Annotated in this window: 14 protein-coding genes; 4 read left to right on the forward strand and 10 right to left on the reverse strand. The window is 38.1% G+C overall.

Going from position 1 to position 15,890, the window contains the following annotated elements:
- Positions 1 to 53: 53 nt before the first annotated feature.
- From GFO_RS16015 to GFO_RS16035, 5 genes are all read right to left on the reverse strand, one after another.
- On the reverse strand, positions 54 to 1,451 hold the full coding sequence (locus GFO_RS16015; protein WP_011711236.1) for an efflux transporter outer membrane subunit: 1,398 nt from the start codon (positions 1,449 to 1,451) through the stop codon (positions 54 to 56).
- 21 nt (positions 1,452 to 1,472) lie between these two features.
- Positions 1,473 to 4,604: an efflux RND transporter permease subunit gene (locus GFO_RS16020; protein ID WP_011711237.1), complete on the reverse strand. Its 3,132-nt coding sequence runs from the start codon at positions 4,602 to 4,604 to the stop codon at positions 1,473 to 1,475.
- Positions 4,605 to 4,626: 22 nt separating this feature from the next.
- Positions 4,627 to 5,757, reverse strand: a complete 1,131-nt coding sequence (locus GFO_RS16025) for an efflux RND transporter periplasmic adaptor subunit (RefSeq protein ID WP_011711238.1) — start codon at positions 5,755 to 5,757, stop codon at positions 4,627 to 4,629.
- Between the two features lie 28 nt (positions 5,758 to 5,785).
- Entirely contained in the window at positions 5,786 to 6,268 is a 483-nt protein-coding gene (locus GFO_RS16030) for a GbsR/MarR family transcriptional regulator (protein WP_011711239.1), read from the reverse strand.
- Positions 6,269 to 6,414: 146 nt separating this feature from the next.
- Positions 6,415 to 7,479: an isoaspartyl peptidase/L-asparaginase family protein gene (locus GFO_RS16035; RefSeq protein WP_041250417.1), complete on the reverse strand. Its 1,065-nt coding sequence runs from the start codon at positions 7,477 to 7,479 to the stop codon at positions 6,415 to 6,417.
- Between the two features lie 124 nt (positions 7,480 to 7,603).
- On the opposite strand from GFO_RS16035, the gene GFO_RS16040 reads away from it, so the two are divergent.
- From GFO_RS16040 to GFO_RS16050, 3 genes are all read left to right on the forward strand, one after another.
- A complete protein-coding gene (locus GFO_RS16040) occupies positions 7,604 to 8,146 on the forward strand; it encodes a 3-hydroxyanthranilate 3,4-dioxygenase (protein WP_011711241.1) in 543 nt (180 codons plus the stop codon).
- A 59-nt stretch (positions 8,147 to 8,205) separates the two neighbouring features.
- On the forward strand, positions 8,206 to 9,759 hold the full coding sequence (gene amaB / locus GFO_RS16045) for an L-piperidine-6-carboxylate dehydrogenase (RefSeq protein ID WP_011711242.1): 1,554 nt from the start codon (positions 8,206 to 8,208) through the stop codon (positions 9,757 to 9,759).
- A gap of 184 nt (positions 9,760 to 9,943) precedes the next feature.
- A complete protein-coding gene (locus GFO_RS16050) occupies positions 9,944 to 10,348 on the forward strand; it encodes a YkvA family protein (RefSeq protein WP_011711243.1) in 405 nt (134 codons plus the stop codon).
- Between the two features lie 73 nt (positions 10,349 to 10,421).
- Here the strand turns inward: GFO_RS16050 and GFO_RS16055 are convergent, their stop codons facing one another.
- From GFO_RS16055 to GFO_RS16075, 5 genes are all read right to left on the reverse strand, one after another.
- Complete coding sequence (locus tag GFO_RS16055) at positions 10,422 to 10,976, reverse strand: autotransporter outer membrane beta-barrel domain-containing protein (RefSeq protein WP_011711244.1); 555 nt, start codon at positions 10,974 to 10,976, stop codon at positions 10,422 to 10,424.
- A gap of 67 nt (positions 10,977 to 11,043) precedes the next feature.
- Entirely contained in the window at positions 11,044 to 12,048 is a 1,005-nt protein-coding gene (locus GFO_RS16060) for an acyl-ACP desaturase (RefSeq protein WP_011711245.1), read from the reverse strand.
- Between the two features lie 174 nt (positions 12,049 to 12,222).
- Positions 12,223 to 12,951 carry a metallophosphoesterase family protein gene (locus GFO_RS16065; protein ID WP_011711247.1) on the reverse strand — a complete coding sequence of 243 codons (729 nt, stop codon included), beginning with the start codon at positions 12,949 to 12,951 and terminating at the stop codon, positions 12,223 to 12,225.
- Between the two features lie 2 nt (positions 12,952 to 12,953).
- On the reverse strand, positions 12,954 to 14,090 hold the full coding sequence (locus GFO_RS16070; protein ID WP_011711248.1) for an ATP-binding protein: 1,137 nt from the start codon (positions 14,088 to 14,090) through the stop codon (positions 12,954 to 12,956).
- A 26-nt stretch (positions 14,091 to 14,116) separates the two neighbouring features.
- Entirely contained in the window at positions 14,117 to 14,869 is a 753-nt protein-coding gene (locus tag GFO_RS16075) for an SDR family NAD(P)-dependent oxidoreductase (RefSeq protein WP_011711249.1), read from the reverse strand.
- A 160-nt stretch (positions 14,870 to 15,029) separates the two neighbouring features.
- On the opposite strand from GFO_RS16075, the gene GFO_RS16080 reads away from it, so the two are divergent.
- Complete coding sequence (locus GFO_RS16080; protein WP_011711250.1) at positions 15,030 to 15,872, forward strand: DUF4382 domain-containing protein; 843 nt, start codon at positions 15,030 to 15,032, stop codon at positions 15,870 to 15,872.
- The last annotated feature ends 18 nt before the right edge of the window (positions 15,873 to 15,890 follow it).

Raw genomic sequence — 15,890 nt, forward strand, 5'->3', positions numbered from 1 at the left:
GGACCTCAAATTCTTAAGTATAAGGTCACATTCAACTAACAACTAAGATTTAATTATTTCCATCCACCACCCAGGGCTTCATAAAGATCTACTACCGCTTTTAACTGATTATATTTTGCATTGGAAAGATCTAAACTGGAATTAAGCGCATTCTCTCTGGCGGTAAGTACCTCCAGATAATTTGCAAGTCCGTTATTTAATAATTCTTCTGAATATTCTGTAGCGAGATCATAAGCATTATATTCTTTTTGCTTCACTTCAATTTTATTTGTCGCTGCCTCATAAGAATAAAGAGCATCAGATACTTCTTTGCTGGCGGTTAAAATAGCTCTTCTAAATTCTAATCTTGCCTGTTCCTGCTGAGCTACTGAAACTTCATATTCCGTTCTAATTCGTCTTCCGTTTAAAATTGGTTGAGCGAGTCCGCCCATTACTGTAGCAAAAAGCGAACTGGCATTAAATAGATCTCCAGATTCAAGTGCCTGTAAACCTCCGGTCGCGGTGAGTCTAAGCGAAGGATAAAAATTGCTTTTCGCGAGATTTGTAAGTTCAAAGGCATTTACTAAATCATATTCTGCAGCTATCACATCGGGGCGGTTTCTTAATAATTGTACAGGGACACCTATGTTCAAATCTGTAGTGATCTCCTGCTCTTCAAGTTCTGATCTTTCAATTTGAATAGGAGCTACTCCAAGTAAAATTGACAATGTATTTTCTAGTAATCTTTCCTGATTTTTAAGATCAATTAATATGCCCTGTGCCGTATACAGTTGAGCTTCGGTTTGCTTAACCCCAACCTCTGTAAGGTTTCCAGCCTCTTTTAGCGCTTGTGTTGTCTCCAGACTATTTTCACGGTTATCAATCGTTTCTTCGGTAATTTTTATCTGCTCATCCAGAGACAATAATTGGTAATAAGTAGAAGCAATATTCGCTATCAACCTTGTTTTTACAGCCTGATGAGCTGCAATACTCTGTAAATAGCTCGCATCAAAAGCACGCTTCTGGCTTCTTATCTTACCCCAGATATCGGCTTCCCAGGAAAGGTCTGCACTTAACTGATACTGATCTAAAGAACTAAACTGATTACCAAACTGGCTGTTTTCAGATAATTTCTGATGAGTGTACGAGGCATTTCCATTTATAGTAGGTAGATAGCCAGCTTTACCCTGTTTTACGTAGGCTTCAGCTGCAATTATTTGCTGAAGAGCGATCCTGATATCGATATTATTCTGAAGACCCTGCTCAATATAATCCTGAAGAATAGGATCTGTAAACATTTCGGTCCAGGATATAGTTGCCATATTCAGGCTATCCTGTTCGATATTATCGGTTCTATAATAGTCTTCTTTTACTACTTCCGGCTGATCATAATCTTTTGCCACGAAACAGGATTGAAGGTTTAGAAGACCAATTCCGGCAATAAGGAACTTATAATTTATTATTCGTTTCATCTTAAATAATACTTTTCTGAATTAATGGTTTTCTATTGCTTCCGGTTTCTTTCCAATTTTCTCCTGAAGCCATTGGAATAGTATGAACAGGATTGGAATTACAAATACACCAGTAACCGTTCCTATTAACAAACCTCCGGCAGCACCGGTACCAATGGAGCGATTTCCTTCTGCTCCAACACCTGTGGCGAGAACCAGAGGAAGAAGTCCTAGTATAAAGGCAAATGAGGTCATTAAGATGGGGCGGAGTCTGGCTTTTGCTCCATGTATTGCCGCATCTGCGATGGACTCTCCATTTCGTCGTCTCTGGATGGCAAATTCCACGATTAGAATCGCATTCTTAGCCAGCAAACCAATTAACATGATCAATGCGATCTGGAAATAAATATTATTCTGTAATCCTGCGAACTTTGTGGTGATGTAAGCTCCGAAAACTCCCAGTGGTAGTGAGAGCAATACCGAGAATGGCAATAAATAGCTCTCATACTGCGCAGCCAGAAGAAAATAAACAAACACGATAGAAAGTAAGAATATCGTAGTTGTCTGGTTACCGGCATTTACCTCTTCCCTTGTTAAACCGGAATAGGCTGTAGTATAATTTTCAGGTAAGGTAGAGGCAACTTCTTCAATTGCAGCAATCGCATCTCCCGAGCTATACCCGGGATTTGTAGCTCCTGAAAGTTTGGTGGAATTGAACAGGTTAAATCTTGTTACAGATTGCGGGCCATAAACCCTCTTCAGATTAACAAACTGGGTTATGGGTGTCATTTCACCTGTGGAAGTTCTAACATATAGTTTGTTAAGATCACTTTTTTCTGCACGATCTTCAGGCAACGCCTGGACATATACACGATATTGTTTACCAAATTTGGAAAAATCGGCGGCGTAAACTCCACCTATATAACCCTGTAAGGTTGAAAAGATCTCGTTCACTGTAACACCTTTTTCCTTGGCAAGTGGAACATTCAGCTCCAGTTCATATTGAGGATAATTGGTATTAAATGATGATTGTGCGTATTGAATTTCCGGTCTTTGAGATAATTTCTGAATAAATTCCTGATTAGCAGCATCCAGCTCATCAAAACTCGAGCCTGAACGATCCAGCAGGTTTACTTCAAATCCAGAGGAGTTACCAAAACCGGGAATACTCGGTGGAGAGAAGAATATGATATTGGCCTCTGGAATTGTTGCTGCAATGCCAAATAATTTTCCAGTAAGCGATTCTATAGATAACTCATCGGTATCCCTACTATCCCAATTATCGAGTTTTATGAAGCCAAGCCCGTAATTACTTCCCGCTCCATTGATCAAACTTCTACCCGAAATGATAGAAACCCCTTCAATTCCATCCATATCTTTTACCTTATTATATAAAAGATCGTTTACTTCTTGAGTTCTGTCTATGGAAGCTCCGGCGGGAAGTTCAATATTTACAAAGATCAATCCTCTGTCCTCATCAGGAACAAATCCTGACGGCGTGGAGGAAGATGCCCACCAAATTCCTCCTACGGCTACTATTAGAATTAATGCGGTGATCCATTTATTTTTATAAAGGAAACTCAGGGAACGGCCATATCTTTCTATGGTCGCATTAAAGCCTTTATTAAATGCATCATAGAATCTCTGCAGGAAAGATTTCTTGGATTTCTCTTTTTCATCGTGAGTTTTCAGGAAAAGAGCACATAAGGCCGGACTTAGTGTAAGTGCATTAACCGCCGAAATAAAAATGGCTACAATTAGGGTAATACCAAATTGCTCGTAGAATACACCGGTAGGTCCTTTTATAAACGTCACAGGAATAAATACCGCTGCCATTACCAGGGTAATTGATACAATAGCTCCTGAAATTTCATGCATCGCATCTATAGTTGCCTTTTTGGCACTTTTAGCACCTTCATCCAGTTTAGAGTGCACTGCCTCTACCACTACAATCGCATCATCTACCACAATACCAATGGCAAGCACCAGTGCAAAAAGGGTTAACAGGTTTATGGAATATCCGAACAGGTTCAGAAAAAAGAAAGTACCAATTATAGATACCGGAACCGCAATCGCCGGAATAAGCGTAGACCTGAAGTCCTGTAAAAAGACAAATACTACTAAAAATACCAGGATAAAGGCTTCAATAAGCGTAGTAGTCACTTTATTTATAGAAGCGTTTAGAAATTCATTGGTGTTGTAAGGAACATATAATTCCATACCTGCGGGTAGATCTTTTTCAATTTCCGCAAGTCGGTCTTCAATTTCCAGGATAATATCTCGCGCATTGGAACCCTTGGTCTGGAATACCCCCATGTTTACAGCGGGCAGGCCTCTGGTTTTGGAACCTCCGCTATAGGATTGGGCATCCAGTTCTATTTTCGCGACATCTTTAAGTCTAAGAAACTCTCCATTACCCATCGCTTTAATAACAATATCACTGTACTGCTCTTCAGAATTGTATCTACCGCTATATTTGATAGTATAAGAAAAGGCTTCGCCATTATTCTCCCCTAAAGATCCTGCAGCGGCCTCGAGACTTTGTTCATTCAACGCTCCAATTACATCAGAAGGTACCAGGTTGTATGCAGCCAGTTTATCGGGTTGAAGCCAGATACGCATCGCATAATCCTTGCCTCCAAAAACCTGAACATTTCCAACCCCATTTACCCTTTGGATTTCAGGAATAACATTGATTTTTAGGTAGTTTTGTATAAAAGTGTCATCGTAATCCTCATTATTACTGAAAACAGAAAAGAACATTAAGGCACTGGTTTGTTGCTTCTGAGTAGTAACCCCGGTTTGTTTAACCTCGGCAGGTAGCAATGGATTAGCCCTTGCTACACGGTTTTGCACGTTCACCGCAGCGATATCCGGATCAACGTCCTGGTCAAAAAATACTGTAATTTCAGCAGTACCATTATTTGTGGCGGTTGAGGATAAATAAGTCATTCCCTCCACTCCGTTCAGCTGTTCTTCAATAGGGATTATAACACTTTCCAGCACCGTTTCGGCATTCGCACCTGGATAGGAGGTGCTTACAGATACAGTTGGTGGAGCAATATCTGGATATTGGGTAATAGGGAGATTGGATAATCCCAAAACCCCAAGAATTACTATAATGATGGAGATCACCGTAGAGAGTACGGGTCTTTCTATAAATGTCTTTAGCATAAATTTTCTTTTTCAGTAAAGCTTATCTGAATACTTTTTCTATGGGTTTCGCAATGCTGTCAAACGGTGTAGGCTGAGGTTTGATTTCGGTATCGGGACGTAGTTTGGCCAGGCCTTTGGCTACAATGCTATCTCCTTTCTGAACGCCAGATTCTACGACGTATAAATTATCTACACTGGCTATAACCTTGATTATGGAAGAGTTCACCTTATTACCTGCACCTAATTTGTATATAAGAATATTTCCCTGCTGCTCGTAGGTAGATTCCTGAGGTATAACGATGGCATTTTCATAAATTTTTGGAATCAATATGCGACCACTATTTCCGTTGGTAAGTATTCTTGACGGATTATTAAAAACAGCTCTAAAGGAGATAGAACCGGTGTTTTCATTCACCTGGGAATTGATGGTTTCAATAGTACCTTCTTCACTGTATGTACTTCCGTTAACAAGTTTCAATTGAACTTTTGGCATATTTTCAATCTTATCCTGAATAGTGGTACCATCTTTTTCCTGTAAAAAATCGAGGTATTCTGTTTCACTCATTGAAAAGTATGCATATACTTTACTAATATCACTTACAGTAGTAAGTGGCTGCTGACTACTTGGGCTTACCAGTGCGCCTTCCCTTAATTTAATAGAACCAACATAGCCATCTACCGGACTCTTAATATTTGCATATCCTATATTGGCAGCGATACTATTGTAGCCGCTTTTTGCCTGCTGAAGTTTAGCCTTTGCAGTTTCCAACTGAACTTCACTAATGATATTTTTTTCTACCAACGGTTTCAATTTATCAACTTCCACTTGTGCTGCATTTACATTTGCTTTTGCTGCGGCGGCATCCTGATTAAGAGACTGTGTTTCCAGTTTAAAAAGGATTTGACCTTTTTTAACCTTCTGTCCTTCATCTACAAGTACATTGGTGATGTAACCAGAAACTTTAGCTCTAACCTCACTATTTATAATACCTTCTATACTTACCGGGTAAGAAGTGTAGCCGGTAACGGTTTTAGTAGGAACCTCTGTAACAGGGTAGGGCATCGCCTGTTGGGCAGGTGCTGCCTGCGCCTGTGATTTACCATCTTTACCACAACTCATCATCAATAGCGTTGTTGCAAGAAGTGCTATATATTGGATATTTCTTTTCATAATTTTTAGATATCTACTTTCGAGGGAATTACTTAACTATTTCTTCGTTCATTTTCAGAATGGTTTGCTCAAGATTTTCCTTTTGAGCGATCAGGTATTTTTTATATAGCCTGCCAACACCACCGGTGGTTTCAAACTTTTCTTTATTATGTGTTGAATTGAATTCATGTATTTTTTCAATTAATCTGATGTCTTCCTTAATTTCATCCAGCTTTTCTTTCAGTGTATTTTTCAAGTAGGTTTTACTGGCGCGGAAGTACCTTTTTCTATCCCCGGATTTTGTAAAATACTCCACTTTTTTTGTTTGGAGTAGAAAATTTAATTGGGTGGAAACGGAACTTTTACTAGCCCTGGTAATTTCAATAATTTCCTCAAACGTATGACCGTCATTAGGAGAGAGAATCATGATCACGTAAATTCGTGCAGCCAGGGGAGCCAGGTTATGTGCCTTTTCAAAATGCACCCCAATCTCTTCTATCAACTTCTTTTTTTCCGGAGAACAACAATCCATATTTAAAATATCATAAATTAGTTTGCAAAAATAAGATTGGTTCGGTGATATCCGAACTAAACAAACTTAAATGTTCGTTAAATAAATTTGCCAATAAAAAACCCGGAGCGTATGCCCGGGTCATAGTATCATTTATAAAGAATTTTTTAGTCTTCGAAAATCCCTATTTCCAGGTCACCCTGGGTGTTCATAGTTGCTCTGTACATTCCTGCAGTATTAAATTCCATAGAAACATTTCCAGCGTGATCAATAGCTATAATTCCACCATTGCCCCCTAATTCGGGCTGCTTTTTCTGAATAACTTCTGAAGCCGCTTCCTGCAGGCTCAAACCTTTATATTCCATCATCGCCGAAATATCATAGGCAACCACACCTCTTATAAAATATTCTCCCCATCCTGTACTTGAAACTGCGCAGGTTTCGTTGTTAGCATATGTGCCTGCACCAATAATAGGAGCATCACCAATTCGGTTATATTTTTTATTACTCATTCCCCCGGTAGAGGTTCCGGCAGCGAGATTGCCATTCTTATCCAAAGCTGCGCAACCTACGGTTCCAAATTTTTCATCTTTTATAAATGGATCGTAGAAAGCGGTTTTATTACTTTTTTCCTGATCTCGTTTCCGGGCTCTTTCCATCGCCTTAAAACGATTTTCGGTATAGAAATATTCAGGATCAACAATTTCAAGGCCCTGTTCTTTCGCAAACTGCTCGGCTCCTTTTCCTGAAAGTAATACATGTTCTGAATTCGTCATTACCTCATAAGCCAGGTTTATGGGATTCTTCACGTTGGTCACTCCCGCAATGGCTCCGGCATTTAAGGTTTTACCATCCATTATAGAAGCATCCAGTTCATTTTTTCCTTCATTCGTGAAAACCGCTCCTTTTGCTGAATTGAAAAGAGGACTATCCTCCATCACATTTATTGTTCGTTGAACGGCTTCCATCGCTGTCCCTCCATTTGCCAGAATTTCGTGTCCGGTTCTAATAGCTTCTTCCAGCTTATTTTTATAGGCTTGTTCCAACGAATCGCTCATATTTTCCTTTAAAATAGTTCCGGCACCTCCGTGAATTACAATTCCGAAGTTCTGAACGCTATCATTTTCCTTATTTTCTTTAGAAGTAGATTTAACAGTTTCCTGTTTACGCTGATTTGAATCATTACAGGACATCAAACAGATTAGGCTAAAAAGCAAGAGTAAATTTTTCATATAATTCATTTGTATCGAAAGTTAATCAAAATATACATGGCTATAAAAAACGAACTCCAAAATTAATAATCTGAAGACTCCCTTGTTTGGTGCATATTCAGTAATTTTAGATAAAATAATTGTTATGTCAGTAGAAGGGCCATTCAACTTAAATAAATGGATAGAACAGAATAGGGAAAGTCTAAAACCGCCTGTTGGAAATAGAAATCTTTATAAAGAATCGGGAGATTATATCGTGATGATCGTTGCGGGTCCAAATGCCAGGAAGGATTATCATTATAATGAAACCGAAGAGCTTTTTTACCAGCTAGAGGGTAATATTGAAATTAATATTCAGGAGGATGGTAAGAAGAAAACCATGAAACTGGGTCCCGGGGATATGTACCTGCATCCGGCAAAGGTTCCGCATTCACCAATACGACACGAAGGATCTATTGGCCTCGTTGTGGAGCGTAAAAGATTTAATGAAGACGGTAAAGACGGACTTATCTGGTACTGTGATAATTGTAATAACAAATTGCACGAAGTTTACTTTCCGCTGCAGGATATAGAAACAGATTTTTTAAAGCATTTTAGAAATTTCTACAGTAGTAAGGAGCTTAGAACCTGTGATAATTGCGGAGAAGTGATGCCGGCAGATGAACGATTCACAGCAGTTGAGGAATAGCGGTTTATTTTTACTATTTTCGCAACACTACACAAATTAATCGATAAAAACATAAATTAATGAGCAAAATCGCTGAAGAATTCGGGATTAAACAAGCCCTGAAAGATTTAGGTTTAAAAGACATCAATAACGGAACCTCAACCGGAAACGACTGGTTTAGTAACGGAGATATCATAGAATCTTATTCTCCTGTTGATGGAGCACTTATAGGAAAAGTAAAAGCCACAACTAAGGAAGATTATGAAAAAGTGGTTACTACCGCTGAAAAAGGCTTTAAAGAGTGGAGAACCTGGCCTGCGCCACAACGTGGTGAGGTGGTTCGCCAATTCAATGATGAATTAAGAAGATTGAAAGAACCTCTTGGAAAACTGGTTTCCTATGAAATGGGAAAATCTTACCAGGAAGGTCTAGGTGAGGTACAGGAAATGATAGATATCTGTGATTTCGCGGTAGGTCTTTCACGTCAGCTTCACGGTTTAACTATGCATAGTGAGCGTCCAGGACATAGAATGTACGAGCAATACCATCCACTTGGAATAGTAGGAATTATTTCTGCTTTTAATTTTCCTGTGGCAGTTTGGGCCTGGAATACGGCGCTGGCATGGGTTTGCGGAGACGCCTGCATCTGGAAAGGTTCAGAAAAGACGCCATTAACTTCAGTAGCCTGCCAGAATATCGCTGCAAAAGTATTTGAAGAGAATAAGGTGCCTGCAGGAATTTCAAGTTTGATTACCGGCGATTATACGGTTGGTGAGATGATGACCAAAGATGACCGAGTACCATTAATTTCGGCTACCGGATCAATCAAAATGGGTAAAATTGTTGCGCAGGCAGTAGCAGCCAGACTTGGAAAGTCCCTTTTAGAATTAGGTGGTAATAATGCTATTATTGTTACTCCAGATGCCAATATCAAGAATACTGTAATAGGTGCTGTGTTTGGAGCTGTAGGAACTTGTGGGCAGCGTTGTACTTCTACAAGAAGACTTATTGTTCATGAAGATGTGTACGATAAAGTGAAAGATGCCGTAGTAAAAGCTTACAAACAGATCAAGATTGGAAATCCACTTGATGAGAATAATCATGTAGGGCCGCTTATCGATAAAGATGCGGTTAAGAATTATCAAACTGCTTTAAAGAAAGTAGTTGATGAAGGTGGTAAGATTTTGGTTGAAGGTGGAGTTTTAGAAGGTGAAGGTTATGAAAGCGGATGCTATGTAAAACCTGCAATTGCTGAAGCTGAAAATCATTTTGAAATCGTACAGCATGAAACTTTTGGTCCGGTACTTTATCTAATGAAGTATAAAGGGGATGTAAGTGATGCGCTTAAACTTCAGAATGGAGTGAAACAAGGACTTTCTTCAGCAATTATGACCAATAATTTAAGAGAAGCCGAAAGATTCCTTTCTACGGAAGGATCAGATTGTGGAATTGCCAATGTGAATATTGGAACTTCAGGCGCTGAAATTGGTGGAGCCTTTGGAGGTGAAAAAGAAACCGGTGGAGGTCGTGAATCTGGATCTGATGCCTGGAAGATTTATATGAGAAGACAAACAAATACAATTAATTATACCACCGAATTACCTCTTGCACAGGGGATAAAATTCGATCTATAGTTTAGTTTTTTAAGTGTTATCCAAGCCCGCTATAAATTTTAGCGGGCTTTTTTGTTATTTGGTTTTTAAGGGATTGGTCAAAAATTGATCATAATTCGTAGTTAAATCAAACATAAATAGAGAGCTAATTTTGTCTTCGAAACGAATAATCTTTATTTTCGATATCTATTAAATTTGATATTTTATGAGCGGATTTTCCAGAGAAAAGGCAGCAGAAGAGCATTCTAAAAGAACCGAGGAGTTTGAAAAGGAGGATGTTGAGAAAGTAATTGATGAGGAAGCAAAAATCCTTGATAAGTTCGAAAATAAGGGGAAATTGAAGCGTTATATGGATGATGCAAAAATCTTATTTTCGCTGGTTCGGGATTATGCAAGCGGAGAATATCGTGAAATCCCTTTCAATATTGTTGCGGCTGCAGGTGCAGCATTACTTTATGTGTTATCGCCAATAGATTTAATCCCCGATTTTATTCCGGTGCTTGGTTATCTGGATGATGCTGCGGTAATCGCATTTTGCCTGAATCTCATGGAGAAAGACCTTGCAACTTATAAGGCCTGGAAAAATCAGATGCTCAAAAAGCTCAATTAGTTAATTATATAAGTTGAAGAATAAAAAAACCGCTCTAAAGGAAGCGGTTTTTTTATTTCAGTAATAAAGTAATTTAAAATCTATATCCAACATTAAAGCCAGCGTTAAACTCAATAGCAGAGAACCTGTCTTTTACTTCTTCACTAAAATTTCTGGCGATATTTATAAAAGGCCCTAATACAAAAGTATTGTTGAAATTCCATTTGTAACCACCACCAAGACCAATCATAAAAGTGTTCATATCTGTAATAATGTCCCCGCTGAATTCAGGTTCCAAAGCATCCGGCGCGTCCTCACTAAATTCTCCGGTTCTATATTTTAAAAATGGATTCGCATATAAACCAGAAGCGGGAGAGTCTTCCCCAAAATAATAGTTGTAGCCTAATTTATAACTCTGGGTACTAAATTCTCTGGATCCTTTTTCTGAATGATAATTAATTCGGTCATTGATCAAAAGAACTCCTTCCAGTGATTGGTGATCATCAATAAAGCGTTCATAGCCTAATTCTACTGAAGCAATAGCAATAGTATTCGCAATATTGAATTTCACTTCATTAAATTTCTCCTGTGATTGTAAAAATCCAAACTGGAATAAAATGATCGGTAAAACAAATAGTATTTTTCTCATAGGTGGGTATAGGTTATAAAAAACCCGCTCTAATGAAAGCGGGTTTTACTAATATTCATTATCAGGTCTAAACCATTCCGTTAGATTCAACCCATTTAAATTTATGCTGATCCTGAGGAACAGCAATTCTATCTGCAATTCTGGTCATTCTATCTGGCAGTGCCATTAGATAATCCCTTGCTTTTTCAGCATCATCTGTTAAAGAACGCATCTTATCTATTTCCCAGTATCCATTCAGTTTCTTCAGAATATCGATATAATCGTAGGTTGTATAAACCCCGAGTCTTTGTGCTGCATTGGAGAAGTTTTCAAAAGCTTCAGCAATTCCCTGTCCAGATTCTCTAATGAATTGAGCAGGCATCACGATTTTTTTCTTCATCATATCCTGAAAAGCTAGCATCATTTCACTAGGATCGTGCTCAAAAATTGTCTTTACGAACTCGCGATAAGCCATATAATGTCTCATCTCATCTCCGGCAATGATATTACACATTTTCCCGAGCATTTTATTACCCTTTTTCTTAGCAAGTTGTCCTACCCGTTTATGGGAAATATTGGTCGCCAATTCCTGAAAACTCGTATAAACAAAATTTCTGTAGGGATCTCTTCCGGTACCGATGTCAAATCCGTCATTGATTAGGTGCTGGGTAGTTTTCTCTACTTCTTTCATATCTACCCTTCCTGAGAGATATAAATATTTATTGAGAGTATCACCATGACGATTTTCCTCACCGGTCCAGTGTCTCACCCATTTTGCCCAAACATTCTGTTCTCCGCGACTGGCACCGTGCTGTTGTACACCTTCCATATCCATTAACCAGGATTCGTAAGTAGGTAAAGCTTCTTCAGTAACCATATCTGCAACAAGAACAACCCAGAAATCATATCCTAATTCCTTAGCTTCTTCTCTAATTTGATGCACTTCTTCAAATCCTTTGTCATCCTGAAGATTTGGAAGCATATCTGTAGGTTGCCAGATCTCATTAACGGGGATAAGGTATTCATCGATAAAACCCTGAACAGATTTTTCGACCGTTTGCATTACTTCTAAACGTATATTATCTAATGCCATTTTTTAAATCTTTACTAAAACAATTATAAGCCATTATATTTAGGGCCTTTTCCTTATAATATCTGCAATAAGCATGCAGTTTTTACAATTCCATAAAATCAAATGATTTTAAAAATGGAAAGGATTGAACTTCAAAGATATGAATATGCGCTTAGAAGCTATAATAAAAAAAGCCTAATTTCTTCCCTGTTCATCTGGATATAGGGTAAAAACAGGGTCACTTTGATAAATTTCTTTGGAATTTACATCGATTGCCGAGATAGCTCCCTTAAAAGCCGCTCCTGTATCTACATTCCAGATATTTGCTTTTTTTACAGGCTCGCTTTCCCCAATTCGGGTAACCGGGGTGTGTCCTATATAGATTTCTTTAAAATGCTGAAGTCTTTTCGGGTAGAATTGGTCTTCGGGGTTTAAATTATCTTTCATAGAGAGTGCCATTTCCCACAGTGTGCGATCCCAATAAAAGCTCGTTTCATGATATTCAAAATCGGGACCGTGAAGGTTTGTGAATCCCGCATGAACATATAAGCGATCTTCATCATCCTTATAAAAATTGAACATTTCCCTGAAGAAGTTTATATGTGCTTTCTTCTCATCCTCACTGAAATTTCTATATGCATCAATGCTGGATTGTCCGCCATGTTCCAACCATTTTTCATTCTTTTCGTCTTTTTCCAGCCATCTATGCGCAAGATCGTCATGATTTCCCCTTATAAAAACACAGGAATTCTGTTTTGCCAACTCTATAAGATAGGTCACGGTATTTGCAGAATCGCTCCAACCATCTACATAATCTCCTAAAAAAATGAGTTGATCTTTTGGAGAAAGATTTATTCTTTCAAGCAACTGGATTAAAGCCTTTAAGCCTCCATGTAAATCTCCAATAGCAAGTTTTCTCGACATATTTAATTGTATTTTACCTTTCTTAAAATCCGCATACTTTCTTTATATGAATGGTATACTTCCTCATTATAGGCCTTAAGATAAGGTTTGGCTTCTTCGAGTTTGGTTAAAGCCTCGCTAAAATTATTTAAATAGCATAATAAATATGTAGAAGGTAAGTTTTTAAGGTCTCGCTTATCGCCAGCATTGAGATCATAGCCTTTCTTTAATTTCATAATCACTGCCTGGTTGGTATTGTATATATGGTACAGGGTTTTTTTATCAAATCTTGGGGGTTCAAATAATAATTTACTGTCTATATCATAATTTCCATTGTCTCGAAAACTAATGGTTACCTCTTCCAGTGGATAATATTGAAACTGGTCATGAAAACCAAGGTGTACATATTCTGTAATCCTAAAATTATTATGATCCTGTACAATGCTTACTTCATCCAAATCTGAATAAAATAACTTCACCTGTTCATTGATAAGTTCAATATCTACTCTAGAGAAATATGTTTCCCCTTTTATCTTTTTTTCCTTACCTGCCCAGCAAACCACAAAATACTCCTTAAAGACTTTATAGGTAGGTTTATAGTCCCGTCTCTTTTTCATAAAGTCAAAAACACCATCAAGTGTATATTCAATGTTGTTATGTGAGTGGTTTTCAATGGAAGCCACTAACTCTGAATTCACGTCCTTTATTTCAATGTCAAAAACCTTCGGCATACTAATACTGCCGTCCCTCAGAAAAACAGAGCCACCATAATATTTCCAGATATTTTTTCTAAAAGAGCATATTTTGCCATTATTTGGACGAATAGTCACCAACCCAACCACTAAATGATCTGGTAAATGAGGAAAAGGAATGTTTTCATAAGAAATAATAGGCGGATTACTGAGATAAGCATTTATGAGATTTTGAATCTTACTATCATCAAAAAAGTCGATTCCCACTATTTTACTATCCTCATCTTCCACACCAATAACGATGTACGAATTATTCTCGGGATTTGAGTTAGAAAGGGCACAGATATGTTTTAAGAATTTTGCTTTCCCCTCTTTTTCACCAATATTCAACTGGCGCTTTTTGTCATAAAAACTGTTCTCATCATTATGAGCAAGCAGATTTTTAATAAGAAGGCGTTTGTTGATCATGGTTTTATAGCTGTCAGCTTAAAGCTTTATGCTTTTTTATCTAATATGGTACTCGAAGCCTGCGCTGTAGGCATAACTGTAAGGTCAGCGATATTAACATGATAAGGTCTGGTAACCACAAAATGAATAATATCTGCAATGTCTTCCGGCTGTAAAGCCTTAAATCCCTGATATACTTTTTCAGCTTTATCAATATCGCCTTTAAATCTTACATCACTGAATTCTGTTTGGGTGAGTCCAGGATTCACCGCTCCCACTCGAATTCCATTACCATTCAGGTCAATTCTCATCCCTTGGTTTATGGCATCTACCGCATGTTTACTGGCACAATAAACGTTTCCGTTGGGATAAACTTCTTTCCCGGCAGTAGAACCAATGTTAATAATATGTCCTGATTGTCTTTCTAACATTCCGGGAATAATTGCTTTACTTACATAAAGAAGTCCCTTAACATTAATATCAAGCATCGCATCCCAATCATCCATGCTTCCGTTTTGTATGGGGTCAAGACCATGCGCGTTTCCGGCATTGTTTACCAGAACATCTATTTTACTGAACTCTTCCGGCAAGGAAGCTATTTTTTCAAATACTTCATCCCTCTTCCTCACATCAAAATTGAGGATGTGTACCGAAGTTTCCACAGATAACTCATCTTTTAGTTGTTCCAGACGATCTGAGCGTCTTCCGCAGAGAATTAAGTTAAATCCTTCCACTGCAAAGCGAATCGCCGTAGATTTCCCAATACCACTCGTAGCGCCAGTAATCAAGGCTGTTTTCATATTCAAAATTTATTTTCTAATGTAAGAAAGTATTATTTAGCAAACACTATTAAGCTATTAAAGCATGGTTAAGTTCCGTTAAAAAGAGTTAAATCTGAAGCTTCTTTAAAATCTTGCATAAAGGTTGCCGTTCTCCTCCCAGAACTAATAAAATCTACTTATGAGATATTTGAAAAATGGAACTTTGAAAAGTTTAATGATCGCAACTTTTATATCGTTGGGATTAGCAAGTTGTAGCGATGATGATTCAAGTGAAGCAACTACAGGTGGAACCGCAAATATGACGGTTAGAATGACCGATGCACCCGGAGATTATGATGAAGTTAATATCGATGTTCAGGACGTACAGATTAAAGTGGAAGCTGATGCAGAAACTGAAGCAGATATTGATAGTGATGGTTGGGTAAGTCTTGATGAAGTTGAAACCGGAGTTTATGATCTACTGGAATTAACAGGTGGAATTTCTCAAATTTTGGCAGATTCTGAGGTGCCTGCTGGTTATGTTAGCCAGATGAGATTGGTGTTGGGAACTGAGAATACTGTAGTAGTAAATGGGGAATCAAAACCATTAAATACTCCGAGTGCTCAACAATCAGGGTTGAAACTTCAACTGAACCAGGAGCTGGAAGAAGGTGAAAACTATGCTTTTCTGCTTGATTTTGATGTAGAAGAATCTATTGTAGCTCAGGGGAATGGTGGTTTTAGTCTTAAACCTGTGATTAGATTAAGCGCTGATGCTGATGCCGGAATTGTAATCGGGAAAGCTGTAATTCCAGCAGCTATAGAAACAAATGTTCAGACTCTTGTAAAGCTTAGTAATTCTAGCGCAACGATCTCTGCTTACACAGATGCTGAAGGAAATTTTGCTTTAAACGGAGTTCCTGCCGGAACTTATGATTTAGAGATTATTCCTGAAGTTTCATCGGGTCTTACTGTTTTTGCAGTAAGTGATATTGAAGTTAAACCGAATGAAACCAAAGATCTTGGTGAGTTGGAACTCTAAGGGATTAAATAAAATATT

The sequence above is a fragment of the Christiangramia forsetii KT0803 genome (genome assembly GCF_000060345.1).
GTDB classification, from domain to species: domain Bacteria; phylum Bacteroidota; class Bacteroidia; order Flavobacteriales; family Flavobacteriaceae; genus Christiangramia; species Christiangramia forsetii.

Coding starts and splice junctions, on each gene's coding strand:
- amaB (WP_011711242.1), top strand. CDS start 8,206: ATGAGCAAAATCGCTGAAGAATTCGGGATTAAACAAGCCCTGAAAGAT.
- GFO_RS16035 (WP_041250417.1), bottom strand. CDS start 7,479: ATGAAAAATTTACTCTTGCTTTTTAGCCTAATCTGTTTGATGTCCTGT.
- GFO_RS16055 (WP_011711244.1), bottom strand. CDS start 10,976: ATGAGAAAAATACTATTTGTTTTACCGATCATTTTATTCCAGTTTGGA.
- GFO_RS16040 (WP_011711241.1), top strand. CDS start 7,604: ATGTCAGTAGAAGGGCCATTCAACTTAAATAAATGGATAGAACAGAAT.
- GFO_RS16070 (WP_011711248.1), bottom strand. CDS start 14,090: ATGATCAACAAACGCCTTCTTATTAAAAATCTGCTTGCTCATAATGAT.
- GFO_RS16075 (WP_011711249.1), bottom strand. CDS start 14,869: ATGAAAACAGCCTTGATTACTGGCGCTACGAGTGGTATTGGGAAATCT.
- GFO_RS16080 (WP_011711250.1), top strand. CDS start 15,030: ATGAGATATTTGAAAAATGGAACTTTGAAAAGTTTAATGATCGCAACT.
- GFO_RS16025 (WP_011711238.1), bottom strand. CDS start 5,757: ATGAAAAGAAATATCCAATATATAGCACTTCTTGCAACAACGCTATTG.
- GFO_RS16020 (WP_011711237.1), bottom strand. CDS start 4,604: ATGCTAAAGACATTTATAGAAAGACCCGTACTCTCTACGGTGATCTCC.
- GFO_RS16050 (WP_011711243.1), top strand. CDS start 9,944: ATGAGCGGATTTTCCAGAGAAAAGGCAGCAGAAGAGCATTCTAAAAGA.
- GFO_RS16060 (WP_011711245.1), bottom strand. CDS start 12,048: ATGGCATTAGATAATATACGTTTAGAAGTAATGCAAACGGTCGAAAAA.
- GFO_RS16015 (WP_011711236.1), bottom strand. CDS start 1,451: ATGAAACGAATAATAAATTATAAGTTCCTTATTGCCGGAATTGGTCTT.
- GFO_RS16065 (WP_011711247.1), bottom strand. CDS start 12,951: ATGTCGAGAAAACTTGCTATTGGAGATTTACATGGAGGCTTAAAGGCT.
- GFO_RS16030 (WP_011711239.1), bottom strand. CDS start 6,268: ATGGATTGTTGTTCTCCGGAAAAAAAGAAGTTGATAGAAGAGATTGGG.